Consider the following 25,609-nt stretch of genomic DNA (forward strand, 5'->3'; position numbering starts at 1 on the left):
AAACTATTTTAATTAATTTACGAAATTTTAAAAAGATGTGTCGTCAAATGAAAAGTCCGTGACGCCTTATGTACACCATTAACTGAAATGAGCCTTTATTGTGAATGGAGTTTTATAAAAATTCTTAAGCCTCCTAGATGGCAAAATTCACAGGCGTCGAAATGGAAAAAATACAAACTAAAGCAACAATTTTAATTATTCCGGGGTTACGCGATCATGTTCCCGAGCATTGGCAAACGATCTTAGAAACAAAGCTAGCAAAGGTTCGCTCTGTACCACCTGTAGAAACTAATAAACTCAATTGTGAAAATAGAGTTGCTGCAATACAAGCACAACTAGAACAAATACAAGGGCCTGTCATTTTAGTTGCACACAGCGCAGGCGTGCTAATGACAATACATTGGGCTGCAAAATATCAAAGACCAATTCAAGGTGCTTTGCTTGTGGCTCCACCTGACTTAAACGAAAGCTGGCCAGAAAATTATCCAAGCCCAACCGTACTTCATCTAGAAGGATGGAGTCCTTTACCAGATCAAACACTACCTTTCCCCAGCATTTTGGTTGCAAGCACCAATGACCATTTAGCTCGTTATGAAGCTGTAAGTGAAATGGCAGAAAAGTGGGGTAGTCAACTCGTAAATCTGGGGGAAGTGGGACATTTAAACCCTGCATCTGGCTTTGGCTATTGGCCTTTAGCTGAACAATTCATTCAACAGTTAGATCAGGTCGAACAACCTGCCTTGTTATTCACCAATTAAAATGTCTATGCGATAAACCATTTAAAATGTCCTGTTTTTAACCACAAGAGTCAAGCACAGGATTTAACTTTCTTTGTTCAATAACAGCTTTCTGAGCTTTACGACTCGGCATACTTTTCTTGAGACGGGAACGTTTATTCTGTTTTTCCAACTCTTCATGCTGTTGCTGAATATGTGCCAGAACTGTACCTAACCGTTTATTCTCAACGATCTCATTCTGCTGTAGCCCAGCTAATTTATTGAAAATGCTGTAGTTGAGCTTTCGTCCCTCGTACATGAGGGCCACAGTGCCATCTGGGTACTCCAGAAATGAAATATATTGCCCAACAAGCTTATGATTCAGCTCTGTCGGTTCAAGCAGATAAATACATTTGTCATAGGTCAGGGTCAGATTCTTGGTGACCTTACGCGGTTCCTGCCAGGTAAAAATATCATCCAGTTCAAGATGAGATTCGGTTAATGGCCGATGTAAATTCTTTGAGTTTCGCGCACACTTGGCAAACTTCTGATTGAAATGCTCAATAAAGCAGGGCAGCCAGGCATTTGCCTCGGCAATTGAACAGATACCTTCTAGGCGCATTTCCTTGATCAGGCGATCCTGGAGTGTTCTATTGGCACGTTCCACACGGCCTTTGGCCTGGGGTGAGTTGGCGAAGATAATATCAATATTTAACTCATTCAGAATCCGCCCAAATTGCGTGATCTGGCTGTCCTGGCTCGATTTCTGGTTCACTCGGAAGACCGAATGTTTATCGCTATAAAAGGCCAGAGGCTTACCGTATTGTTCAATGTAGGCTCGGGTTGAAAGCATATAGTCGAAGGTCGTTTCCGCCTCACAGAAGCGCAGATGCAACAGCTTTCCAGTGGCATCATCGATATAAACCAGCAAGCAGCACTTAGCAGCGCGTCCTTCGAACCAGTCATGATATGAGCCATCAATCTGGATTAGCTCACCGAAGCAATCCCGGTTATAACGTGGCTGATATGGACGTTTAAGGCGCTTGGATCGTGGAATCCAGAGGTCATTTGCAGTCATCCAGCGCCGAAGCGTTTCTACCGGGATATTCAGGTCAAACATGCTGCTGAGCTTCTCATGGGCCAAGGTAGGTCCAAATCCCAGCAGATGTTCAGAAATAATGGAAAGACATTTTGATTTTAATAAATCATCATGGCGACGATGGCCAGGTTGACCACGACTGGCATGCGCCATACCTGAAACACCATCTTGATTGAGCTTCTGTAATAACCGGGTAATTTGACGGGTTGAAAGATTAAGGATTTCAGCAGCACGGACTTGTGTAATACGATGATCTCGAACGTCTTGCAGAACAGCAAGACGTTGAATTTCTTTGTCAGACATAGTGATCAGCATCTATATTTCATATCCAGTCCATGATGTTTAAGCCATCATAAACTAGACATTTTTATTGGTGAGAATATAGACACTTTAAATGGGTTCTAACATGCCTAGTACAAAAAATACCTGCTTATGTAAACCATTTAAAAGCCAATGGATGGCTTTGAGTAATAAGCAATAAATAAGAAAAATCATATTGATAGGGAGATAATATGATGGGTCATTACGTCTATTTAAATCAAAGAAATAATCACGTTTTATATATTCAAAAAATAGGTGTTTCATTAAGTCTGATTTTATTCATGTCTAAAGCGAACGCAGCCAGTTTTGATGTTGATAAAGACTGGAAGTTCGAGACAAAAACGACATTAAGCCTAGGTGCAAGTTGGAGTACACAAGATCCAACCGTTTCATTACTTTACCGGCCAGATGCAAACAAAATAGTCAAACAAGGCGCTAGCATTGATGTGAATGGTGATGATGGACGTATGAATTTTAGTAAATATGATGCCATTTCACAGATTATCAGAGGCATAACTGAAGTTAAGCTAAATGGAGAACAACAAGGTGCGGTCATTAGCACTAAATACTGGTATGACCATGCTTATGAGACAGGGCACGGAGATTTTAAACCCTTTAATGATTCAGCGTGGCCAAGGCTTGCAAAATTCAAAGGTATCGATTTATGGAATGCCTATATATGGAAAGATTTTGAATTAGACGATGGAAAAAGCATCAATTTAAAATTAGGCAAACAGACTTTAAATTGGGGGAAATCTCAGTTTTTTCAAAACGGTTTAAATTCGGTGAGTGCATTTGATTTTGCCGCGATTAACCGACCGGGTGGTGATGCAAAAGAAAGAATCATTCCAACCGAAATGATTTCATTCGACACAAGCATTAATAAAAATTTGAAAATAGAAGGGTTCTATCAATTTAAATTTAGACCTTCAGTTGTTGATGGTAACGGAACTTTCTTTGAGATTTCAGACTTTGTCCCCGAAAATGCAGGTCCAGTTCTGATTGCTGGAGGTGGAGATAAATTATCAGATACCGCAATTCGTTTACGTACCTATATTCCACGTGCAGAAAGTAGAAAAGCAAAGGATAATGGCCAATATGGTATTGCTTTAAAACAGACATTACCAAGTTTAAATAATGCTGAGTTAGGTATTTACTATGCGAACTACCATAGCCGTAATGCAAACTTTGATGGAACCGCTGTAACAGCAGCAGGACCCGAACATTTTAATACCGCGAGTTATTTTTCTATCTATCCTGAAAATATCAAAATGTTTGGATTAAGTCTGACTGGGAAAGTTGGAACAACAACCGTTTTTAGTGAATTAACCCACAAACCTAATCAACCTTTACAACTAAACGGTACAGACATTGTCTATGCTCAAGTGCTATCGGAAGGAACACCATTTGCGCCGCCGGGAAAAACTGTTGAATTAGGTCAATATATTCAAGGATATGTACGCTTGCCCGTAACACAATTTTCAGTTGGAGCAACTGATAGCATATTCAATATTTGGGGTGCAAATTCGATGACATGGTCTACAGAGTTTGCCTTAAACCATATTGCAGATATTGGTAATCATCGGTTTGGCCGGACAGGCGCATTTGGCCGTAGTGAGCTTTCAACTGGTGCTTATAATCCTGAAACAGGTGACTTTAAATGTACGCCGTATGGTACAGCTCATCTTACAAATACAGAAATTGATAACTTGAATGAACGCTTTTGTAATAAAAATGGTTTTTTTAATGAATGGTCATTTGGTTACCGATTACGTGGCGCATTAAATTATCAAGATATTTTACCCTCTACAGTGATTACGCCAAGTCTTAGTTTTAGACATGATGTTTATGGATATAGCCAAAACTTTCAAGAAGGGCAAATGAGTGTAAGTGCAGCGTTATCTATGACTTATCAGCAAAAATATACAACAGAGATTGCCTATAATAACTTTTTTGGTTCTAATGAATTTAGCACCATAGATGATCGAGATTTTGTATCATTAACATTTAAAGCTAATTTTTAGTTCGATTATTTTATAAAAAATATATAGAAATACTCGTTAAAAATGAGATTTAGACGTGGAGGATAACTTTTGAAATTTAGATCAAAAATTGATTGGTGGCTTTTATTAATATTTGTTGTGATCACTGCCAATATTATTTTTAAAATTTATCAAGAAGTTCATCATTCTTCTATGGGCACCAATTTTTCGCATCTCATAATTTATAGTTTAGTCATTGTAATTATTTGGTTCCCAATCTTTAGCACTTACTATGTGGTAGAAAATAGTACATTAGTCATTAAGAGTCTGGTTTTCCGTTGGAAAATTAATATTGATGATATTATCCAAATAGAACCGACGTATAACCCACTTTCATCTCCAGCACTATCGCTAGATCGGCTTAAAATTAGTTATATGAAAAATGGAAGAATAGCAAAGGTGATGATTTCGCCAAAAGATAAAGAGGGCTTTTTAAATACTTTACGTAAAAATCCGTATAACAAGTTTTTGTCTGAAGCTTTTGAAGTTAATGGCTAAATTGATCTGCGTGTCTAGAAAACACTAGTTATGTATTAAAAGTTTAAAAATATGGACGGTATTCCTTAGTATAGTTAAATAAATAAACTATAAGTCTCTCTCCTAAAGCATTACCCTATGCCTATTGCGAAAAATAAGAAATGGAGATAAATGATGCTTACACGTTTTTTAATGCCACTTTTAGGTACAACAGTTGTCATTCTTGTTGCAGGGTGTGCTTCATCCTCTCAATATCCAATTACAGAGAGTTATGGACCAGATCCAAAATTACCTGAACCTAAAACAAGTTTAATTCCAACCGTAAATATAGCCCCGGCACAAGGCTGGCCGAGTGGTGTTATGCCAACACCAGCTGAAGGCTTAAAGGTAAAAGCATTTGCTAAAGGACTTGAACATCCACGTTGGCTCTATGTATTACCGAATGGTGATGTATTGGTCGCTGAAACGGATGCTCCGCCTAAACCAGAAGATAGCAAAGGCATTAAAGGTAAAATCATGACGTTTGTGATGAGACGGGCAGGCTCATCTCATCCAAGTGCTAATCGTATTACTTTACTTCGTGACACCAATGGAGACGGAGTTGCTGATAAAAAAACGATATTTCTTCAAAACTTAAACTCACCATTTGGTATGGCTTTAGTAGATAATAACTTATATATAGCCAATACAGATGCACTCATACGTTTCCCTTATCAAGAAGGGGAAACACAGATTACTGCGAGCGGAACTAAAGTATTAGACTTACCGGGCGGTCCTTTAAATCATCATTGGACCAAAAATGTCATTGCTAACCGTGAAGGTACCAAGCTCTACATTACCGTCGGTTCCAATAGTAATGTTGGCGAAAATGGTTTGGATCAAGAAAAAAGCCGTGCACAAATTACAGAGTTTGATATTGCAAGCGGTCAGTCTCGTCCATTTGCAACAGGACTGCGTAATCCAAATGGTATGGCTTGGCAACCTCAAAGCGGTCAATTATGGACGGTTGTAAATGAGCGCGATGAAATCGGTAGTGACCTAGTACCCGATTATATGACATCGGTACAAGATGGCGCTTTTTACGGCTGGCCTTATAGTTACTATGGTCAACACGTAGATGTGCGAGTCAAACCACAAAATCCAGCAATGGTCGCTCGTGCAATTAAACCTGACTATGCACTAGGCAACCATACTGCTTCTTTAGGTCTTACATTTTATGCAGCCGAGCTGATGCCACAATTTAGAGGTGGGGCATTGATCGGTCAGCATGGTTCATGGAACCGCAAGCCTCATAGTGGTTATAAAGTCATTTTTGTACCATTTAGAAGTGGTCAGCCCTCAGGTCCACCGCAAGATATTTTGACTGGATTCCTCAGTGATAAAGGAAAGGCTTATGGACGTCCAGTTGGGGTGGCAATAGATTTTTCGGGTGCCGTGTTAGTTGCAGATGATGTAGGCAATACAATTTGGCGTGTTTCACCAGTTGCAGAGACAACTTATGAGACCCCATATAAAAATAAATAGCTTTTACTCGGTTGATGACTTCATTATTTTGATTTTATTTTAATATTTTAAAATAACTAACTAATTTATCCTTATTTTAGATTGATTAGTTAGTTTTATTTATATATCTATTTTTTAGTCTGAGCTAAATAAGGTTCTTTTTACAATTAATAATTAAATTTTGTTAGCATGCGCCGTATAGATAAGAAGAATTGTTGATATGAATTATGACCGATCAATTAAGAGCAAGATTTGAAAATTTAGAGCTTAATGCGGGTTTAGGAAAAATTAGTGCCTTTATATCCATGGCATTAAGCTTACTTTGCTTATTTGGAGCTTTATGTTTTTTGTTTCCCAGTGTGCTGACAACCCCAGAGTTACGTCCACTTTATGCAAAGCACTATAATCTTTTTTATTATGGACTAATCACAGGCATTATTATTAGCGCTGGTTTTGGCGCATTTAGTGCAATCATCCGACAAAATCGATATGGCTTTTATGGTTTATGCTTTGCACTCATAGCAGCAGTATTAGGCTGTGGTGTTATTCATGCTCCAGTTATTCCAAGCGTACCATTTTATGCAGGCATTGATTATTTTGTACTTACCCTAGTCATCTTGGCTTTTATTTTTATACCGCTTGAAGGCTTTTTTGCTAAAAACCCTGAACAAAAGATCTTAAGAGTGGGCTGGGTGACCGATATGAAATATTTCATGGTCAGCCATATTGGTATTCAACTATTTAGCTTTTTAACTGTCATGCCAATTCAATATTGGATTACGCATTTACCTGATAATCCAATTGTGCCCTACGTTCAAGCTCAGCCAATTTGGCTACAGTTTATTGAATTGCTTATTGTGGTCGATTTTACGGTGTATTGGTTACATCGTGCTATGCATGAAGTTAACTTTTTATGGCGTTTTCATGCGATTCATCATTCGACCGAGTATATGGATTGGTTAGCATCTTCCCGTTTACATGTTATTGAAGTTTTAATGACTCGTTTTATTGCCACCTTACCGATTTTTCTTTTAGGGTTTCATACTTCTGCTGTTTTTGCCTATTTAATCTTTATTTCATTTCACGCTATTTTTATTCATTCCAATGTACGTTTTCGCTTTCCATATCTACGTTGGTTTATCGCAACACCGGAATTTCATCATTGGCATCATTCTTCAGAAAAACCTGCGATTGATAAAAATTACGCTGCTTTTATTCCACTCTATGATGTCTTATTTAAAACTGTATATATGCCGAATCACTTGGCGAGCGTGTATGGTACGGTTGGCTATAAAATTCCAAATAGCTTTGTAAAACAGTTTACTTGGCCATTTAAAAAATACGTAAAACGCTTTTTAAAACGCTGGCGTGACCAGTAAATGTTAAAAAAAGCCTCAGTTCGAGGCTTTTTATATGGTTATTTATTTTTAAAATTTTTAAAAATCATGAAAAGGGCAACAAGCGAAAGTAAGACAATAAAACAAATATAAGTATTTGCTGTATGCATCAGTCCAACTTTCCCTACAAAATATCCAGCTAAAATTGCAGGAATACTAAAAGCCAAATAACTTTCCACAAAAAATGCAGCCATAAGGCCTGCACGTTCTTCTGGAAGAGCCAGCGGCATTACACTACGAATGGCTCCCATAAACGCCGTACCAAAACCAATTCCAGTAATAATTGAACCTAGAAATAACACAACTGCATTTGTAAGATTAATTGCTAAAAATAAAATGATTGAACCAATAGCAATTGAAAGAGTACCAGTTAATAAAATACGGAAATTTGTCGATTTTCTAAGCGTTAATATACCTACTGCACCAGAAAGGGCGAGCGCCATAAACATAATACCGTTTAGCCATGCCGATGAAGTATGGAAAATTTTTGCCAGTAAAGATGGCATAAGTGACAAGAAGAAACCACTGACCATCCAAAGTGCAATATTAATAGGGCTAATACTTAATAAAGCACTTTTCGTTTGTGGAGGAATAGCCATCGCGGGTTTCAAAGAAGCAAGTGCACCAGTTCTTTTTTGGACTGTCTCTGGAGTAAAAAAACTTAAAATAAGTTCACAAATAAGAAGAAAGCATAGAAACTCAAAAACAAGCTGTAACGGGTGAGTGGAGAGCTGCAAGATAGAACAGGTCAGAAAAATCCCGGCAGCCATACCGACCATTGGGGCAATACTATTGATCAGTGAACCATGAAGCTTACCAAAATCTAAAATTGCTGCACCCATAGCTGAAACAGCAAGCCCAGTTGCGATGCCTTGTAAGCCTCGTGCAATAAATAACATCGAAACATCTGAAGCAAATAAGAAGAAGCTCATTGAAATAATTTGCAGAGAAATGGCTGCAATAATGACTGGTCGACGCCCAATATAGTCAGACAGAGAACCAATAATCAGTAATGATCCTAGCAGGGTAAAAGCATAAGTTGCAAAAATTAGAGTCAATGTGACAGGTGAAAATTGCCATATCTGTTGGTATAGGCGGTAGAGCGGCGTTGGTGCACTAGATGCAGCCATAAATGTCATCAGCGTAATAGTATTGAGTGCCAATGCACTTGCAGCATCTAATTTAAAAACAGCTCTTGACCGTTTTGAACTTGAATTGTTCATATAACATGAATAACATAAAAGCGAATATTTAGCTTTTATACATTATTTTGACACTAAAGCAAATCTTTAGCTTTAGTGTGTTTTGTATATAGATATAAATATTTATAAATTTTTATCCCTTTACAGAGTTTATAAATGGCAAAAGTTGTTAGTGGATTACGCCCTGGCGGTCGCAGCGAAAGAATACAAACTGCGGTACATAATGCTGTAAAAGAATTACAAAAAGATTTCGAGCAAAGCCAAATTACAATTCCAATGATTGCAGCACAAGCAGGGGTAACTCCTTCAACTATTTACCGTCGATGGGGTGATATCAACCAACTGTTTTCAGATGTAGCTTTAAATGAACTCAAACCAGACATGGAACCTAAAGATTTAGGTTCATTTAAACGAGATATCACAGCTTGGGTTGAACAATATTTTGAAGAGTATTCTTCCGAAGTCGGTCAAGATTTATTGCGAGATGTGCTCTATACATCAAATTCTGATTCTAATGCCCGTATGTGTGAAAGTTTAATTATTCAACAACTCGATATTATTCAAAATCGTGCAAAATTAAGAAATGAGTTCACTATACTAAACCAAGAAATTATTGAAACTGTAATTGCACCCATGTTATTTCGGATTCTATTTACCAATCAGGAACTAAATTTGGATTACGTACATAGTCTTTTAAAACGCCTATTTGTTTAAGCATATAAGTCTCTTCGTTTTTTTAGATGAAAATGGCTAATTTAAATAGCGGGATATATAGGTTTTTGTTTTTTATTAAATAATTATATATCAATTTTTCTTATTATTTAAAAATTAAATTCTCATAATTTAAAATAAACATGAAGTTGATTTAATCATTTATTATTAAAATGTGTATTCGGTTGGTTCCAAAATTAGATTTAAAAATCTTTAGCTAAATCACTAATAGAATAAATTTAATAATAAACATATTCTTATGAGATTTAATGATAATTTTTATCAAATTTAATTGTTAAATAATGCAGAAAAATATGAACTTTATATACAATAAATTACATGATTTTTGGTTTTAACATTTTTTAAATTTATGACACAGGGTATTTTTTATTCTTTACAATGGCTTCACTTCCCTTAAAGCAGCTTGTGGTGCCCGCTTTATATTTTATTTTTTTATCCCCATCGAACAGGTATTTAGATAATGGATTTCAATACCCTTGACCAAGAAACGGTACAGAAAAAGCAGAAATTTCACCAAATTTTGTATGTACAGGTCATATTTGCAATTATTTTAGGCGTTTTAATTGGTCATTTTTACCCTGAACTTGGACAGAGCTTAAAACCGCTTGGTGATGCATTCATCAAAATTGTTAAAATGATTATTGCTCCCGTAATCTTTTTGACTGTGGTCACTGGTATTGCCAGCATGACGAACATGAGTCGTGTCGGGCGTGTGACTGGTAAAGCAATGCTGTATTTCATTACTTTCTCAAGTCTTGCACTTGTGGTTGGTATGATTGTGGCAAACATCATTCAACCGGGTAAAGGTCTAAACATTGACCCAGCAACCTTAGTCAGCGATAAGGTAAATACTTACGTTGAGAAGGCTCATGCCACCAATATTACTGACTTCTTTATGAATATTATCCCGCAAACACTGGTAAGTCCGCTTGCTGGTGGTGAAATTTTGCAGGTTCTATTTGTGGCAGTACTATTTGGTATTTCTTTAGCTGCTTTAGGCGATCGTGCACGTCCAATCACTGATTTCCTAAATAACTTAACGGCACCAGTTTTCTACTTGGTTGGAATGTTAATGAAACTTGCGCCAATTGGTGCTTTTGGAGCTATGGCATTTACTATTGGTGCTTATGGAATCGAATCAATCGGTAATTTATTACTATTGATTATGACTTTCTATATCACGGCTGTACTGTTTGTACTAATCATTTTAGGTGCAGTGGCACGTTACAATGGCTTTTCAATTATTGCTTTGATTCGCTATATCAAAGACGAGCTTTGGTTAGTCTTAGGTACAAGTTCATCTGAAGCAGCTTTACCATCTTTAATGGATAAAATGCAAAAAGCAGGCTGTGAAAAATCTGTAGTGGGCTTAGTTATTCCTACAGGTTATTCATTTAACCTTGATGGTACTAACATTTATATGACCATGGCTGCTTTATTTATTGCACAAGCATGTAATGTAGACTTAACTATTAGTGAACAGCTTGCATTATTGTTGGTCGCAATGGTGAGTTCAAAAGGTGCAGCAGGGGTAACAGGTGCAGGCTTTATTACACTCGCTGCTACTTTATCAGTTGTCCCATCTGTACCTGTGGCAGGTATGGCGCTCATTTTAGGTATTGACCGTTTTATGTCTGAGTGCCGCGCATTAACTAACTTAATTGGTAATGCATGCGCAACAATTGTTGTTGCTCGTTGGGACAAAGCTCTGGACAAGGACGTTCTAGATAAAGCATTAGGTAAATCTAAAACGAATTAATTATTTAAAATTTTAATTCGAAATAAAAAACCTGTAGCAATTGGCAATTTGGGAGAGGCGCCATGCTACAGGTTTTATTATATCTAGTCGAAAATTTAATTTAAAAAAACTATCTTGTATGTAAATGCTTAATTATGGGAGGCCAGTATAAAATTTTCACAAACTCTCATATAGATCTACTTTGAAAGCAGAACTTTTAAGTTGCCTATACTGAAAATAGTATATGCAAAACAGCTCAAGCTTACGCTTTTAAGTGATCCTCAAATTCTTCACCTAATTGCATTGCTAAAGCATTGCCTGCCAAATCACACGTGACTAAGCCATACTCTTTTTTAAAACTGAAAGTGAAACCTTTTCCATCGGCCAAGTTTTTAACCGAATACCCTAATTTTTCTAACCAAATACGGAACGCAATTAAATTTTTAGCTTTAACAACCTTTTTCACGTGAGAACTCCTTCTTCTATCCGTGTCTTACACCTTATTTATTAATAGGGATTTACCTAGATTTTTTAAAGGGGGAAAACTTTGTTTTATTTTGCAACTTGTAAAAAAAGTAAAATAGATAATGTAATCTCTTTCACTTTATAAAATTATTCGGTTTTTATGTAATCAATTTTTGTACTAATAAAATTTAAGTATTTAATTTTTATGGTTATTTTAAAATAAAAAGATTAGGGTGAAATTTAATCAAAACAAGTTAATTTAAAATCAATAAATGTAAAAAATAATTTCATGAAACATGCTTTATTCAAAAAGATACAGTTCTTAAAATGAAACTGTATCTTTCTATAGAGCCCATAAATTTAGAAATTATCTTTTAAACTACGTAAATGGGCGAACTCATCTACACTTTCAGCACGTAAAAATGGATTAGTTGCCAATTCAAGTTCAATACTACTTGGTAGGGTAATTTTACCTTCCGTGCGAAGTATGCGGACTTGTTCTGCACGTTCTTGTAAGGCATGATTTTCAGGTTCTACGCTTAAAGCAAACTCAGCATTAGAAAGTGTATATTCATGCGTGCAATAGACTTTGGTTGTGGTTGGAAGGGCTGCAAGACGATTTAATGAGTGATACATTTGCTCTGCCGTACCTTCAAATAGTCGGCCACACCCCATTGCAAACAAAGTATCACCACAAAAGAGGGCATTCAGTTCCTCAATAAAATACACAATATGCCCTAAGGTATGACCTGGTGTGGCAATAATCTCTGCCTTTAAATCATTAAATTTTAAATGGTCATCATGTTGAAGGGGATGGGTAATACCAGGAATTTTACTTAATTCATCTCTTGGGCCATATACAGCCAAAGTGGAGTTAGCCGTTAAATCTGCAACGCCACCGATATGATCTTTATGCCAATGCGTAAGCCAAATTTGCTTTAAGGTTAAATGATGGTCATTGCAAAATTGAGTGACTAACTCAGCTTCTGTTGGATCAACTGCAACGGCTTCATGAGTTTCAGTATCTTCTAAAATCCAGATATAGTTTTGTAGGGCATTTTGCACATCAATAAAATGAATTCTATAACGCATTGTTTTATCCTGAAACCAAATCCAAAGAGTAACCACTAATTTTGATAATAACAGAAAATGGCATTAAGCCATGCACTCAACTTTTTAATGACAAGAGCTTATAAAAACAAAAAAGCCCCCGTTTAGGGAGCTTTCTATATAAATGATTTAGCGGATCTTAGAGAGCCAGTTGCCCAAAGTCTGTACAATTTGCACTAAAAGCAAGAGGATAATCACTGTTAAAATCACAACGCTTGTATCAAAACGTTGATAGCCATAAGAAATGGCTAAGTCACCAATACCACCAGCACCAACTGCACCAGCCATAGCGGTTGCACCAATAAGGCTAATCGTAGCAGTCGTCAAGTTCAAAATAAGAGAACTACGAGCTTCAGGTAAAATAAAGCGTGAAATAATCTGCCAAGGTGTTGCACCCATTGCTTGAGCAGATTCGATAATTCCTTCATTTACTTCAAGTAGGGAAGTTTCAATAAGTCGGCCCATATATGGTCCAACATAAATCGTTAAAGGAACGATTGCCGCCCATGTACCAATTGAAGTGCCTACCAAGAACTTGGTGAGTGGAATAACTGCAATAAGTAAAATAATAAATGGCAGAGAACGCAATGCATTTACAATTGGGTTAAGCAAATGATAAATGAATCTGTTTGGTAAGATCCCTTCTGGGCGAGTTACAAGCAGAATAATGCCTTGGATGAAGCCCCAAATACCACCAAATATAAGCGCAAAGAACACCATATTAAAGGTTTCTTGTAATGCAGTTACAAACTGGTCCATAGAAAGGGAACTTTGCCAGAAAGGCTGAGTAAGTTCAGTTAACCATTGTACGATTAAATCTCTCATACTTGATCTCCTGATTGAACTACGCTCACTTCATTTTTCTCTAAAAAATCAATCGCTTGACCGATCAACTGCGGGTCACCTAAAAGCTGTACAAACATTTGACCAATCACTGTGCCATTAATTTCAGTCATATTGGCAAATAAGATATTTAAACTAATATCATATTGTTTAATAAGTGACTGAATCACAGGTTCTTGAGCCGAACGCCCTAAGAATTGTAGGCAATAGATGCTGTGGTGATGTTGATTTTCTAATTGATTTAGAATGTTAACTGGCAACTGCTGATGTAAGACAGTTTGTATAAAGTTTTTAGTTGTTGGATGCTGAGGATTACTAAAAATATCAATAGTTGAGCCTTGCTCAATCACTTTACCAGCTTCCATAACTGCAACATGGTCACAAATAGATTCAATGACATCCATTTCATGAGTAACCATAACAATTGTGATTTTCTGTTCTTGATTGATTTTCTTTAAAAGCTCTAGAACTGATTGAGTGGTTTGCGGATCTAGTGCAGATGTGGCTTCATCACATAATAAAATTTTAGGATGATTTGCCAAAGCACGAGCAATACCAACACGTTGCTTTTGACCGCCAGACAGTTCATCTGGATAGGCATCTTTTTTATGCTTAAGATCAATAAACTCTAATAATTCATTTAAACGCTTTTCACGTTCTGCTTTTTTGTAATTTAGCAGGCGCATTGGCATTTCGATATTTTCAGCAACTGTTTTGGTTTGAAGCAAATTGAAATGCTGAAAAATCATACCAATATTTGCACGCTCCTGACGTAATGAACGTGCATCTAAAGCAGTGAAGTCCTTTTGATTAATAATAATCTGACCTTCATTTGGTCGTTCGAGTAAATTAATCAGGCGAATTAAAGTACTTTTACCTGCACCACTATAGCCAATAATGCCGAAAATACTGCCCTCTGGAATCTCTAAATTGATTTGATCGAGTGCGCGTATGGTTTGGCTTTTGAGCTGATAGTGCTTTGAAATGTTTTTAAATTGAATCATATCGTCAGAAACTATGCTTGAAAGAAAAAACAGGCAAAGATAATTTGCCTGTTTCACGTTTGGGCTATTATATTACTATTTAGCTTCTGAGAGATAGCTGATTGGTTTGTCTACGTCAACTTTTGTTCCACCAAAGTGTTCTTCAATGTATTTTTTAACAGCTGCAGTGTGGTAAAGCTTACCAACTTTTTGCAAGACAGGATCATTTTTACGTGATTCAGCAGTTGCTAGAACGTTTACACTAATTTTTGAGATTTGATCAATAGGTTCATAGAACATAGAATCTTTGAGTACGTTTAAACCTCCCTCGAGTGCTATGGTATTATTTAATACAACTGCATCAAATTCATTTTTAAGACGTAATGCAGTTTCCATTTTGATTGGTTTGATGTTGATCTTTTTGGGATTTTCGATAACATCAATTGGACTGCCCTGAACGGGATTATAGTCAGCTTTAAGCTTGATTAAGCCAGCAGTTTGTAACAAGAGTAGCGCACGAGATTCGCTGGCAGCATCATCCGGGATTGAAATAATTGCACCTTCAGGAAGTTCTTCAATTTTTTTGTATTTACTTGAATAAATCCCCATTGGCTCAATATAAGTGGTAGAAACCGCTGCAATCTTATCCGGGTTTGAATTATTAAATACAGTAAGATAAGAATAAGCTTGGAATGCGTTCAAATCTACTTCTTTATTTGCAACTGCTGTATTCATTGAAACGGAGTCTGAGAAGTTTTTTACTTCTAACTTCAGTCCAGCAGCTTGGGTTTCAGGTAAAGATGCGATATAACGCCAAATGTCAGCATCCGAACCTGTAGAGGCAATTACTACCGTTTGTACTTTGGTACTATCATTGTTTTGTTCGGCTTGTTGAGCATTTTCTTGTTTGCTACATGCTGTCAATAATACTACTGACATGCTTAAAAAAAGGCTGATCAGCTTTTTCATTTAAAAAAGTCCTGATTAAGATATAGAACAATAACGATTGATCTATATCAATATGAAAAGAGAGGAGTTGGAATTACAACTAGTCTAAACTCTGTGATCTTTTTCTGGGGTTCCATAATTTGCTTGCATATTTTGGCTATAACAGAGGGTAATTGTTTAATAAACAAAAACTGTTTCCCCAAACAGTTCATCCCCAACAGTAGCCAAACGAGCATTCATAAATTTAGAATATTAAAAAACTCTCTACAGGCATAATTTGTAGAGCAAGTCTTTATGGAAATTATTAAAACAGCAGTGTCTGATGACAGTTACAACTATGTACTAATGATAGCAATAAAAATGTAGTTGATATAGAGGGCTTTTTTCTATTTGTTGATATCTTAATAAATCTTCTAAAAATTTATATCATTTTCTTCTATTGGTGCACAAAATAAAAAAAGCTTCCTAAATAGGAAGCTTTTTTTTTGCTAACTTTTATTCAGCTTTTTCACGAGCAATCGCGCGGTAACCGATGTCACTACGGTATTGCATACCTGTGAAAGTTACTTGGCCGCATACTTCTAAAGCATTAATTTGTGCTTCAAGAACGCTGTCACCTAAAGCAGTTACGCAAAGCACACGTCCACCAGAAGTCACAATGTGACCATCTTCACGAGTTGCAGTACCTGCGTGGAAGATTTTAGTATCTTCAGGTGATTGGCCGATACCAGAAATCACATCGCCTTTACGTACGCTATCTGGGTATCCTTCTGCTGCAAGTACAACACCGATTGACTTACGCTCATCCCACTCAGCTTCTTTTGGTAAATTACCTGCAATACCTGCTTCAACCAAATCAACAAGAGATGACTTTAAGCGCATCATGATTGGTTGAGTTTCAGGGTCACCAAAACGGCAGTTAAATTCAATTACGCGTGGTTGACCTTGTTCATCAATCATTAAACCCGCATATAAGAATCCAGTGTAAACATGTCCATCAGCAGCCATACCATCAACAGTTGGACGCATAATTTCAGTCATTACACGTTCAAAAACATCTGGAGTTACAACTGGAGCAGGAGAGTAAGCGCCCATACCACCAGTGTTTGGACCTTGATCACCTTCAAAAATACGTTTGTGATCTTGTGAAGTTGCCATTGGTAAAATATTTTTACCATCAATCATACAAATGAAAGAAGCTTCTTCACCAGCCAGGAACTGTTCAATTACAACGCGTGAACCAGCATCACCAAATTTGTTGCCTGCAAGCATGTCATCAATCGCTGCAAAAGCTTCTTCGTTGGTCATTGCAACGATTACACCTTTACCAGCAGCAAGGCCGTCAGCTTTAATAACGATTGGTGCACCATTTTTTTCAACGTAAGCTTTCGCTGCATCAACTTCAGTAAATACATCGTAAAAAGCAGTTGGAATGTTATGGCGTTTTAAAAAGTGCTTAGCAAATGCTTTTGAGCCTTCAAGTTGTGCTGCATATTGAGTCGGACCCCAAATTTTTACACCAGCTTCACGTGCAGCATCTACTACACCATTTACTAATGGTGCTTCTGGACCAACAACAACGAGTTCAACATTATTTTCTTTAGCAAAAGCAATAATTGCTGGGTTGTCTAAAATATCAAGTTGAACATTAACGCATTTTTCTTCTGTTGCAGTACCAGCATTACCAGGTGCAACAAAAACTTGAGTAACTTTGGTATCTTGTGCGATTTTCCATGCTAAAGCATGTTCACGGCCACCACTACCTAAAACTAAAATATTCATTTTTAATTTGTTCCTTAACTTTAATCCTTTTTCATCCCCCTCTATTTCTCAAAGTGGAGAGATAGTTCCATTATTGTGGAAAACCCTCCTGAATAAAAGGAGGGTTAGGGAGGACTAAATTTAAATTAGTGGCGGAAATGGCGCATACCAGTGAAGACCATTGCAATTCCAGCTTCATCAGCTGCTGCAATAACTTCTTCATCACGCATAGAACCACCTGGCTGAATAATGCACTTGATGCCAGCTTTAGCTGCATTATCGATACCGTCACGGAACGGGAAGAATGCATCAGAAGCCATAACAGCACCTTCAACAACCAAACCAGCATGTTCTGCTTTAATTGCAGCAATACGCGCTGAGTTAACACGGCTCATTTGACCCGCGCCTACACCAATAGTTTGACGGTTTTTTGCATAAACAATAGCGTTTGATTTTACATATTTCGCAACTTTCCATGCAAAAATAAGGTCATCAATTTCTTGTTCAGTTGGAGCGATTTTAGTAACAACTTTAAGATCATCTTTAGTGATCATGCCCAAGTCTTGGTCTTGAACAAGTAAGCCGCCGTTAACGCGTTTATAGTCAAGTTGTGGAGCACGTGCATCAATTGCAGGTAATTCACCACATACTAAAACACGAACATTTTTCTTCGCACCAGTCACTTCAAGTACGCCATCAGCAATACTTGGAGCAATAATAACTTCAACGAATTGACGGTCAACAATTGCTTGAGCAGTTGCAACATCTAACTCGCGGTTAAATGCAATAATGCCACCAAAAGCAGATTCTGGATCTGTTGCATAAGCTAAATCATAAGCAGCTTTAATGCCGTCTAAAGAAACCGCAACACCACAAGGGTTAGCATGTTTTACAATTACACAAGCTGGTTTAGCAAATGATTTAACACATTCAAGTGCAGCATCTGTGTCAGCAATGTTGTTATAAGACAATTCTTTGCCTTGTAATTGTTTTGCTGTAGAAACAGATGCTTCTTTTGCGGTTGCTTCAACATAGAAAGCAGCAGATTGGTGTGGGTTTTCACCGTAACGTAAGTCTTGTGCTTTGTTTAATTGAGTGTTGAACGTACGAGGGAATAAATCAGCTTCACCTTCGGTCTTACCAACGCGAGCGCCTAAGTAAGAAGCGATCATGCCGTCATATTGAGCAGTATGTTCAAATGCTTTAACAGCTAAATCGAAGCGTGTTTCATAAGAAAGTGAACCAGCAGCTTTTAATTCGTTAATCACTGTATCGTAATCTGAAGCATTTACAACAATACCCACAGAAGCGTGGTTTTTAGCAGCAGCACGAACCATTGTTGGACCGCCGATGTCGATATTTTCGATAGCGTCAGCAAGTGAGCAGTTAGGTTTAGCCACTGTAGCTGCAAATGGATAAAGGTTGACTACAACTAGATCGATTGGATCAATGTTGTGTTCTTGCATAACTGCTTCGTCTAGACCACGACGAGCTAAAATGCCGCCATGAATTTTTGGATGTAGTGTTTTTACACGGCCATCCATCATTTCTGGGAAACCAGTATGTTCAGATACTTCAACAACAGCAATGTTATTATCTTTAAGCAACTTATATGTGCCGCCTGTAGATAATAATTCTACCCCTAAAGCTGCAAGGTTTTGAGCAAATTCGACAATTCCTGTTTTGTCTGATACAGAAATCAAAGCACGTTTAATAGTCATGATGTTCAAGTCAACAATTTCAAGTCTACGGATTAAAACCAATTAGAAGCATAAAAAAATGCCCACGACGTCGTGAGCATTTTATCATTTATTCACTCATTAAACCGTGAGCTTTTAACTTTTTGCGTAAAGTGCCGCGGTTTAGTCCAAGAATTTCTGCGGCACGTGTTTGATTGCCACGAGTATATTCAAGAACTACAGATAAAAGAGGTTTCTCCATTTCTGCTAGCACCATGTCATATACCTGAGATGGTTGCTCACCTTGCAATTGTGCAAAATAATGACGAACTGCGCGATCCACGTGGATGCGAAGAGCAACATCAGATTGTGCAGTAAAAATAGGAGATTTGCTATTCATGCGAGTTAATCCGAAAATCAAATACTAGCTTGGGTAAAGTAGTATATAAATGTGGTCTAAAATACGGAGTCCTGTTTTAGATCCTAAAACAGTGACTCTAAAACATAAGAACAATTAGCTTGCCATAAATCTTCGTATTGAGTAAAAAATAAGCGTAACAATAGTTAAATATTTGTTACAGCCCCCTCAAAAACAAAAAAAGTTAGGCTATGCGCTTAATTTAGAAAAGCACACATGCTTAACAGTATATTTTTTGAATTGAGAGCGAGGAGTATATGAGTCAAAGCTTTCGTGGCGCGTATCATACCATTGTCTAGGAAAAAGTGAGCAAATTAACTGCATTTTTTTTATTTTTTTTTCACTTTTTTTACAATTTAGGGGTGGACAATTTCTAATCGATAATTTAGTAAGCTCTTTTTGCTTTTATTTAAGACAAATTGGAATCTAAAAGGTGTATTGGTTGGAATACGTTGAATTCCACGTAAATTTTCTACCAAGTACTGATTAGGTGTAAAAATGATTTGTTCTTGATCAGTTTGTGAACCAAAACTGAGTTTTAGGCTTGGTAGTTCAATACTTTTATTATTTTGATTGACCAAAACACCTGAAACTTGTGTATGTTCTGAATCAATTCTACGTAGTTTCACTTTCTCTATATTAAGAAGTTCGTATTGTTCAGCTGACTTACTGCAATGCAAAATTTCGCATACATAATTAAATGCATGACTAATAGCAGGACTCTGTTGCATGAGTTTTGGGTTAAACCAGAGAATCTGAAAAGTGAAAACCAAAAGCAGAATCAGATTTGCCGAACTCCAAAGCGTATAATATAACCAACTATGTTTTTTACCATGATCTTGTTCGGGGGAGGTTGCTTGCTCTGCTAAGTTGAGATTCGGTAGTGCATTGATTGGTTCATTATGAAAATAATTTAAATTATTTAAATATGTCAGAAGATCAATATTAGAGTTTTCAACTTTTTGATCAAAGATATCTAACACATGAGAGTGAGTCATATATCGTGTTTGAATAGAACCATTGGCTAAAACAGATGAGTTTGTTGGTTCTGGCAGTTCAATACTAACCAAGTTGGTAAGAGCATTAAAATTTAAATTACATTTAGGGCAACAAACCATACCCTGAGCGACAGTTAACTGGGTAAGAGAAACTTTATAAACTGTTAAACACTTAGGGCAGCGGGTTTGTTTTTCATTCATGAGTTAAATAGTCTCAGTTTATTGTTTTGCGTTTTCCTGAAATGCGACACCAATTTTCTTCGCGCTTTTCGATATCTAATATATCAAAAAATTCAGAATAAACACCTGAAACATCAGCAACTTGCTCTTCAATTACACCAGCAAGTGCGAACTCACCATCAGATTTAACTAATTTTGCAAACTCTGGCGCAAGTGCCATTAATGGTCCCGCTAAAATATTTGCAACTAAAACATCTGCTTGTTGAGGTTTGAATTCTTGATCAAACTCTTCAGGGAGGCCAATATATAAACCATCTAGAACGCCATTGAGCTCAGCATTTTGTTTTGTTGCTAAAACAGCTTGCGGATCAATATCTGTCGCATAGACTTTTTTAGCACCTAATAATAAAGCTGCAACACCTAAAATACCTGAACCACAACCATAATCAATTACGATTTTATCTTTAACATCAGTTTTGCCTAACCATTGTAAGCATAAGAATGTACTTGCATGGTTACCTGTGCCGAAAGCTAGACCTGGATCAAGTTTAATATTGGTCGCGTCTGCTTCTGGTGGCTCTAACCATTCAGGTACGATCCAGAATTTTTCCCCAATTTGAATAGGTTCATAATAATCCATCCATGCGCGTTCCCAAACTTGGTCTTCAAGTTCTTCATGACGCATTGGCACATCTGGAAGTTGAGCTTTTAAGAAAGCTTCTAATGTATCGACATCGATTGGGTCTTGTTCGTCTTGTTGATAGATACCTGTAACAATGACTTTATTCCATAAAGGTGTTTCACCTGGTAATGGTTCAAGTAGAGCCTGATCTTCGGCATCATCCAGAGTTACGCTTACCGCACCTAGAGACATTAATAGTGTTTCTGTGAATTCAACTTGTTCTTGATCAACGGTAATGTGTATTTGTAACCACTTCACGAAAAGGACCTAAAATTTTATTTAAAGGTCTATTGTAGCTGACTGGAGTATTTTAAAAAAGAAAACGGCCCATCTTTAATGGACCGCTTTTGAAAATCATACTGTGTTATAGAAAAACTAAAATGTTCTTCTACATATTAAATTTAAATTACATTAAGGAGCAGGGGCTTTAAACTGTAATTTGCCGTTTTCATTTGGTTGGCAAGTACCGTTAAAAGTTGCGCCATTATGGCTATAAGATACCCATTCACCCTGACGTTTTTTAGCACAAGCTCTTAGCTGTTTTTGCATCTCTGATTTGCTTGAATCGGCAGCATGATGAGTTGCTTTGCTGGATTTAGCCGTATGAGTCGACTTTGCAGTATGATTGGTGGCAGCGTGGGTCAACGTTACTCCTGAAAAACAAAGGAGAGATGCAGTTAAGATTTTTAACATGGTACTTTTCATTTTGTGTTCCTTCTAGTTACGTTAGTTTTAAAGTCATATAAGTGCTGTACAATTTTTATTCTAAAATGAAATATTTCAAAAAACATTCACTTTGTATTGAATTCATGCAACAAAATGTCAAAACATGTGGTGTAGCGTAAATCATGTGATGACAATTTTGTAATTATGTACATCAATAACCAGATAATTTTGCTATAATGTTCCGTCTTTTTTTTCTGGTGTTTTTGTACTCATGCACTATCCTAAAGTTTATGATGTTATCGTTATCGGTGGCGGTCACGCAGGTACGGAAGCGGCACTTGCTGCGGCGCGTATGGGACGACAGACTTTGCTTTTGACCCATAACATTGAGACTTTGGGTCAGATGAGCTGTAACCCAGCAATTGGTGGTATTGGTAAATCACATTTAGTACGTGAAATTGATGCGCTTGGCGGTGCGATGGCTTTGGCTGCTGATAAAGGTGGTATTCAATTCCGTATTTTAAACTCACGTAAAGGTGCGGCAGTACGTGCAACGCGTGCTCAGGCTGACCGTGTTCGCTATAAAGCTGCAATTCGTGAGACTTTAGAAAACCAAGCAAATCTTGATATTTTCCAACAAGCGGCCGATGACCTGATTGTTGAAGGCGATACCGTTAAGGGTGTTGTTACCCAAATGGGTATTCGTTTTGACACAAAAACTGTTGTGTTAACTACAGGTACATTCTTGGGCGGTGTTATTCACGTTGGTTTAGAAAAATCAAGTGGTGGTCGTGCAGGAGATCCTCCTTCTATTGCACTTGCTCAGCGTCTTCGTGAATTAAAACTACCAGTAGGTCGTTTAAAAACTGGTACACCACCACGTATTGATGCGCGCTCAGTTGATTTCTCTGTTATGACACCACAACCGGGTGACTTTCCGTCTCCAGTGATGTCATTCATGGGTGATGCTTCGATGCATCCTGAACAAGTGAACTGCTATATTACGCATACGAACGAAAAAACGCATGACATTATTCGTGGTGGTTTAGATCGTTCACCAATGTATACCGGTGTCATAGAAGGTGTAGGTCCACGTTACTGTCCTTCAATTGAAGACAAGATTCATCGTTTCTCTGATAAAGACTCACATCAGGTATTTTTAGAGCCAGAAGGTCTCGATACTCATGAGCTTTATCCAAATGGTATTTCGACTTCATTACCATTTGATGTTCAGTTTGAACTTGTTCGCTCAATTCGTGGTATGGAAAATGCCCATATTTTGCGTCCGGGTTATGCAATCGAATATGATTATTTCAATCCGCAAGCTTTGAAATTCACCCTTGAAACTAAAGCAATTAACGGCTTGTATTTTGCAGGGCAAATTAACGGTACTACCGGTTATGAAGAAGCGGGTGCCCAAGGTTTACTTGCTGGTTTAAATGCTGCACGCCGTGCTTGGGAACAAGAAGAGTGGACACCGAAACGTGACCAAGCTTATATGGGCGTATTGGTTGATGACTTGATTACTTTGGGTACAAAAGAACCATACCGTATGTTCACTTCACGTGCGGAATATCGTTTGATGTTACGTGAAGATAATGCCGATCAACGTTTAACAACAATTGGTCGTGAACTTGGTTTGGTTGATGATGTTCGTTGGGCTGCTTATTGTGAAAAAATGGAAGCAGTTGAGCGCGAAACATCGCGTCTACAACATTTGTGGGCGGCGCCTAACAATCCAATGGGTAAGAAATTTGTCGAAATGACTGGCGCTGACTTGAGTAAAGAATGTAGTGCGATTGATTTACTCAAACGTCCTAATATTAGTTTTGCTCAAATTGCAGAGCTTACAGGTTCGGAAGTTTCTGAACAAGTTGGTGATCAAATTGAAATTGCTGTTAAATACGTAGGTTATATTAACCGTCAGCATGAAGATGTAGCTCAATTAAAGCGTCTTGAAGAAACCAAAATTCCAGCCGATTTCGATTATGATGTTGTTTCTGGTCTATCGCGTGAAATTACTCAGAAATTGAAAACTGTTCTTCCAGAAACGTTAGCTCAAGCGAGTCGTATTCCTGGTGTTACCCCAGCTGCTGTTCAGCTTGTAATGATCACGATTCGTAAAAATAACATGATGAGAAAAACAGCTTAATTATTTTAGTATGTAAAAAAGCTCAGTTTATACTGGGCTTTTTTATTTTCTGATCAAAAAATATATGGAAATTTCCTAAGGAAGAAAATAGATTTCACTTCCTTTTTTTCTTATTTCACAGGTTTCAAAACGAAGGTTATATTAAATTCACGTTCAAACAAGAGGGCTTTAAATATGACAATGAAATCGATTCGTTACAATAGAGATGAAATGGCATGCCAATGCTCATTTTCAAAATAGCGCAAAACAAGACAAGAGGCAGATCAGTTTTGGCGGGGGAGAACATATTGATCTGAACATAACTAAAAATATAAATGCCAATATAAAATTAAGAAAATGATAATTCAAAATCTAAAGAGAACCTTATGGTTCTCTTTTTTATATCTATTTATTCTCAGAATCAATTTCTCGTACAGCATTGTTTACTTGAATAGGTTCTATACGTAGTAGTTTTTTCCCAAAACTTCGTAGCCACCACACCAGTTGAGATGTAAATGGAACAGTCGCAGTAACTTCGACAATGTTTTCTTCAATTGGAGTAATTGTTTGATCTTTACTTAACTGGCTTTCATAAAAAGTTTTAGCGGTTTGCTCAGTCATTGTTAATGTGAGTTGAATAGACTCTGTAGGTTGGTTGTAATCTACTCTAAAACCTAAAGCACCTGAGTCAATATAGTGATCAATATCAAAGTTGACAGGGTGAAGCGCACGACTTTCTAAAACTTTTGCTGATCTGAAACGGTGCAAAGCAAATGTTTGTACTTCAGTTTTGTCATGTCGGGTGCAAATTAAATAAATGACAGCACCTTTTTGGACCAAAGCAAGTGGATTTAAAATATAAGTTTTGTCTTCACCTTGGTTTACACGAGCTTGATATACACATTCAATTTGTTTGTCTTGTAGCAAGCCTTCGTATATAGCTTGTTGAGCAGCACGATCGACCACAGGTGGAATAAGCGGCTGACTTGCTGGCACAATGCGTACACGATTAATCCATTGCCTTACATTATTCTGTGTAGATAGACTCCGTTTTGCCAAGTCAAACCAGGGTCCCATTTCATCTAGTAGGCTAGGTGGAAGCAAATGTTTGAGATGTTCTTCAACCATCATAAAGGTCACCGCTTGAGAGCTTGTCATATGCGGTAAGCTTTGAATTGGAGCATCTGATTGCCAACGCCAGCCTTGAGGTACGGCTTTATTGCTTTCAATTGGAAAGCGCTGAGCAATTTGATTTAAATCACGCTGAATTGTCCTTAAACTGATTTCAATACCTTCACGCTCAAGCATTTCTTGTAATTCTCGAGTTCCGATCCATTTACCGGTAGGGAGGCGAGATAAAATCTGCCATTGGCGATATAAACTATTTGAAGTTTCTTTTTCTATTACAGACATAAGCGTAATAAATCTATATCCAATTGCTTTGGTGTCACCACAATAAAAAAACTTTACACATTTAGCAAGTTTGTCGGATTCAGTTTGTGGCTATCGTTACAATCA

22 protein-coding genes are annotated in these 25,609 nt (G+C 37.3%); 8 read left to right on the forward strand and 14 right to left on the reverse strand.

Annotated elements, in window-relative coordinates; translation table 11 throughout:
- The first annotated feature begins 137 nt into the window (after nt 1-137).
- Nucleotides 138-758, forward strand: a complete 621-nt coding sequence (locus tag F985_RS10615; RefSeq protein WP_081401264.1) for an RBBP9/YdeN family alpha/beta hydrolase — start codon at nt 138-140, stop codon at nt 756-758.
- A gap of 37 nt (nt 759-795) precedes the next feature.
- On the opposite strand, the gene F985_RS10620 is transcribed toward F985_RS10615, so the two are convergent.
- Complete coding sequence (locus F985_RS10620; protein ID WP_004699130.1) at nt 796-2,130, reverse strand: ISNCY family transposase; 1,335 nt, start codon at nt 2,128-2,130, stop codon at nt 796-798.
- Between the two features lie 200 nt (nt 2,131-2,330).
- Between F985_RS10620 and F985_RS10625 the strand changes: the two genes are divergently transcribed.
- The 4 genes from F985_RS10625 (at nt 2,331) to F985_RS10640 (ending at nt 7,537) form a co-directional block, all read left to right on the forward strand.
- A complete protein-coding gene (locus F985_RS10625) occupies nt 2,331-4,160 on the forward strand; it encodes a DUF1302 domain-containing protein (RefSeq protein WP_081401348.1) in 1,830 nt (609 codons plus the stop codon).
- 69 nt (nt 4,161-4,229) lie between these two features.
- Nucleotides 4,230-4,676, forward strand: a complete 447-nt coding sequence (locus F985_RS10630; RefSeq protein WP_004700782.1) for a PH domain-containing protein — start codon at nt 4,230-4,232, stop codon at nt 4,674-4,676.
- Nucleotides 4,677-4,829: 153 nt separating this feature from the next.
- Nucleotides 4,830-6,179: a PQQ-dependent sugar dehydrogenase gene (locus F985_RS10635; protein WP_004700783.1), complete on the forward strand. Its 1,350-nt coding sequence runs from the start codon at nt 4,830-4,832 to the stop codon at nt 6,177-6,179.
- 206 nt (nt 6,180-6,385) lie between these two features.
- Nucleotides 6,386-7,537, forward strand: a complete 1,152-nt coding sequence (locus F985_RS10640; RefSeq protein WP_004700786.1) for a sterol desaturase family protein — start codon at nt 6,386-6,388, stop codon at nt 7,535-7,537.
- Nucleotides 7,538-7,575: 38 nt separating this feature from the next.
- Here F985_RS10640 and F985_RS10645 read toward each other — a convergent pair whose 3' ends face one another.
- The gene (locus F985_RS10645) at nt 7,576-8,778 is read right to left on the reverse strand and encodes an MFS transporter (protein ID WP_004700788.1); all 1,203 of its coding nucleotides are present in this window, start codon (nt 8,776-8,778) and stop codon (nt 7,576-7,578) included.
- Between the two features lie 135 nt (nt 8,779-8,913).
- On the opposite strand from F985_RS10645, the gene F985_RS10650 reads away from it, so the two are divergent.
- Both F985_RS10650 and F985_RS10655 read left to right on the forward strand, forming a co-directional pair.
- Complete coding sequence (locus F985_RS10650; RefSeq protein WP_004700790.1) at nt 8,914-9,471, forward strand: TetR/AcrR family transcriptional regulator; 558 nt, start codon at nt 8,914-8,916, stop codon at nt 9,469-9,471.
- 478 nt (nt 9,472-9,949) lie between these two features.
- Nucleotides 9,950-11,248 (forward strand): dicarboxylate/amino acid:cation symporter, encoded by a 1,299-nt coding sequence (locus F985_RS10655; protein ID WP_004700793.1) that lies wholly within the window; start codon nt 9,950-9,952, stop codon nt 11,246-11,248.
- Between the two features lie 241 nt (nt 11,249-11,489).
- On the opposite strand, the gene F985_RS10660 is transcribed toward F985_RS10655, so the two are convergent.
- The 11 genes from F985_RS10660 to F985_RS10710 form a co-directional block, all read right to left on the reverse strand.
- Nucleotides 11,490-11,693, reverse strand: coding sequence for a hypothetical protein (locus F985_RS10660; RefSeq protein WP_000758190.1), 204 nt, complete (start codon nt 11,691-11,693; stop codon nt 11,490-11,492).
- A 359-nt stretch (nt 11,694-12,052) separates the two neighbouring features.
- Entirely contained in the window at nt 12,053-12,784 is a 732-nt protein-coding gene (gene gloB, locus F985_RS10665; RefSeq protein ID WP_004700796.1) for a hydroxyacylglutathione hydrolase, read from the reverse strand.
- A 147-nt stretch (nt 12,785-12,931) separates the two neighbouring features.
- The gene (locus F985_RS10670; protein ID WP_004700797.1) at nt 12,932-13,627 is read right to left on the reverse strand and encodes a methionine ABC transporter permease; all 696 of its coding nucleotides are present in this window, start codon (nt 13,625-13,627) and stop codon (nt 12,932-12,934) included.
- Nucleotides 13,624-14,649, reverse strand: coding sequence for a methionine ABC transporter ATP-binding protein (locus F985_RS10675; RefSeq protein ID WP_004700799.1), 1,026 nt, complete (start codon nt 14,647-14,649; stop codon nt 13,624-13,626). The genes F985_RS10670 and F985_RS10675 overlap by 4 nt, the downstream gene beginning before the upstream one ends.
- Before the next feature lie 75 nt (nt 14,650-14,724).
- On the reverse strand, nt 14,725-15,597 hold the full coding sequence (locus tag F985_RS10680; protein WP_004700802.1) for a MetQ/NlpA family ABC transporter substrate-binding protein: 873 nt from the start codon (nt 15,595-15,597) through the stop codon (nt 14,725-14,727).
- A 474-nt stretch (nt 15,598-16,071) separates the two neighbouring features.
- Nucleotides 16,072-17,358, reverse strand: coding sequence for a phosphoribosylamine--glycine ligase (purD, locus tag F985_RS10685; protein WP_004700803.1), 1,287 nt, complete (start codon nt 17,356-17,358; stop codon nt 16,072-16,074).
- 125 nt (nt 17,359-17,483) lie between these two features.
- Complete coding sequence (gene purH, locus F985_RS10690; protein WP_004700806.1) at nt 17,484-19,058, reverse strand: bifunctional phosphoribosylaminoimidazolecarboxamide formyltransferase/IMP cyclohydrolase; 1,575 nt, start codon at nt 19,056-19,058, stop codon at nt 17,484-17,486.
- Between the two features lie 88 nt (nt 19,059-19,146).
- Nucleotides 19,147-19,416 carry a DNA-binding transcriptional regulator Fis gene (fis, locus tag F985_RS10695; RefSeq protein ID WP_001086304.1) on the reverse strand — a complete coding sequence of 90 codons (270 nt, stop codon included), beginning with the start codon at nt 19,414-19,416 and terminating at the stop codon, nt 19,147-19,149.
- 374 nt (nt 19,417-19,790) lie between these two features.
- A complete protein-coding gene (locus tag F985_RS10700; RefSeq protein WP_004700807.1) occupies nt 19,791-20,633 on the reverse strand; it encodes a zinc-ribbon and DUF3426 domain-containing protein in 843 nt (280 codons plus the stop codon).
- Nucleotides 20,634-20,646: 13 nt separating this feature from the next.
- Nucleotides 20,647-21,552 carry a 50S ribosomal protein L11 methyltransferase gene (gene prmA / locus F985_RS10705; protein ID WP_004700810.1) on the reverse strand — a complete coding sequence of 302 codons (906 nt, stop codon included), beginning with the start codon at nt 21,550-21,552 and terminating at the stop codon, nt 20,647-20,649.
- Nucleotides 21,553-21,705: 153 nt separating this feature from the next.
- On the reverse strand, nt 21,706-21,999 hold the full coding sequence (locus F985_RS10710; protein ID WP_004700812.1) for a hypothetical protein: 294 nt from the start codon (nt 21,997-21,999) through the stop codon (nt 21,706-21,708).
- Between the two features lie 232 nt (nt 22,000-22,231).
- Here F985_RS10710 and mnmG point away from each other — a divergent pair, with 232 nt between their 5' ends.
- Entirely contained in the window at nt 22,232-24,112 is a 1,881-nt protein-coding gene (gene mnmG, locus F985_RS10715) for a tRNA uridine-5-carboxymethylaminomethyl(34) synthesis enzyme MnmG (protein ID WP_004700814.1), read from the forward strand.
- Nucleotides 24,113-24,496: 384 nt separating this feature from the next.
- Here mnmG and F985_RS26000 read toward each other — a convergent pair whose 3' ends face one another.
- The gene (locus F985_RS26000) at nt 24,497-25,504 is read right to left on the reverse strand and encodes a helix-turn-helix transcriptional regulator (RefSeq protein WP_004700816.1); all 1,008 of its coding nucleotides are present in this window, start codon (nt 25,502-25,504) and stop codon (nt 24,497-24,499) included.
- Nucleotides 25,505-25,609 lie beyond the last annotated feature (105 nt).

Origin of the sequence: Acinetobacter seifertii, from assembly GCF_000368065.1 — a bacterium.
GTDB lineage: Bacteria > Pseudomonadota > Gammaproteobacteria > Pseudomonadales > Moraxellaceae > Acinetobacter > Acinetobacter seifertii.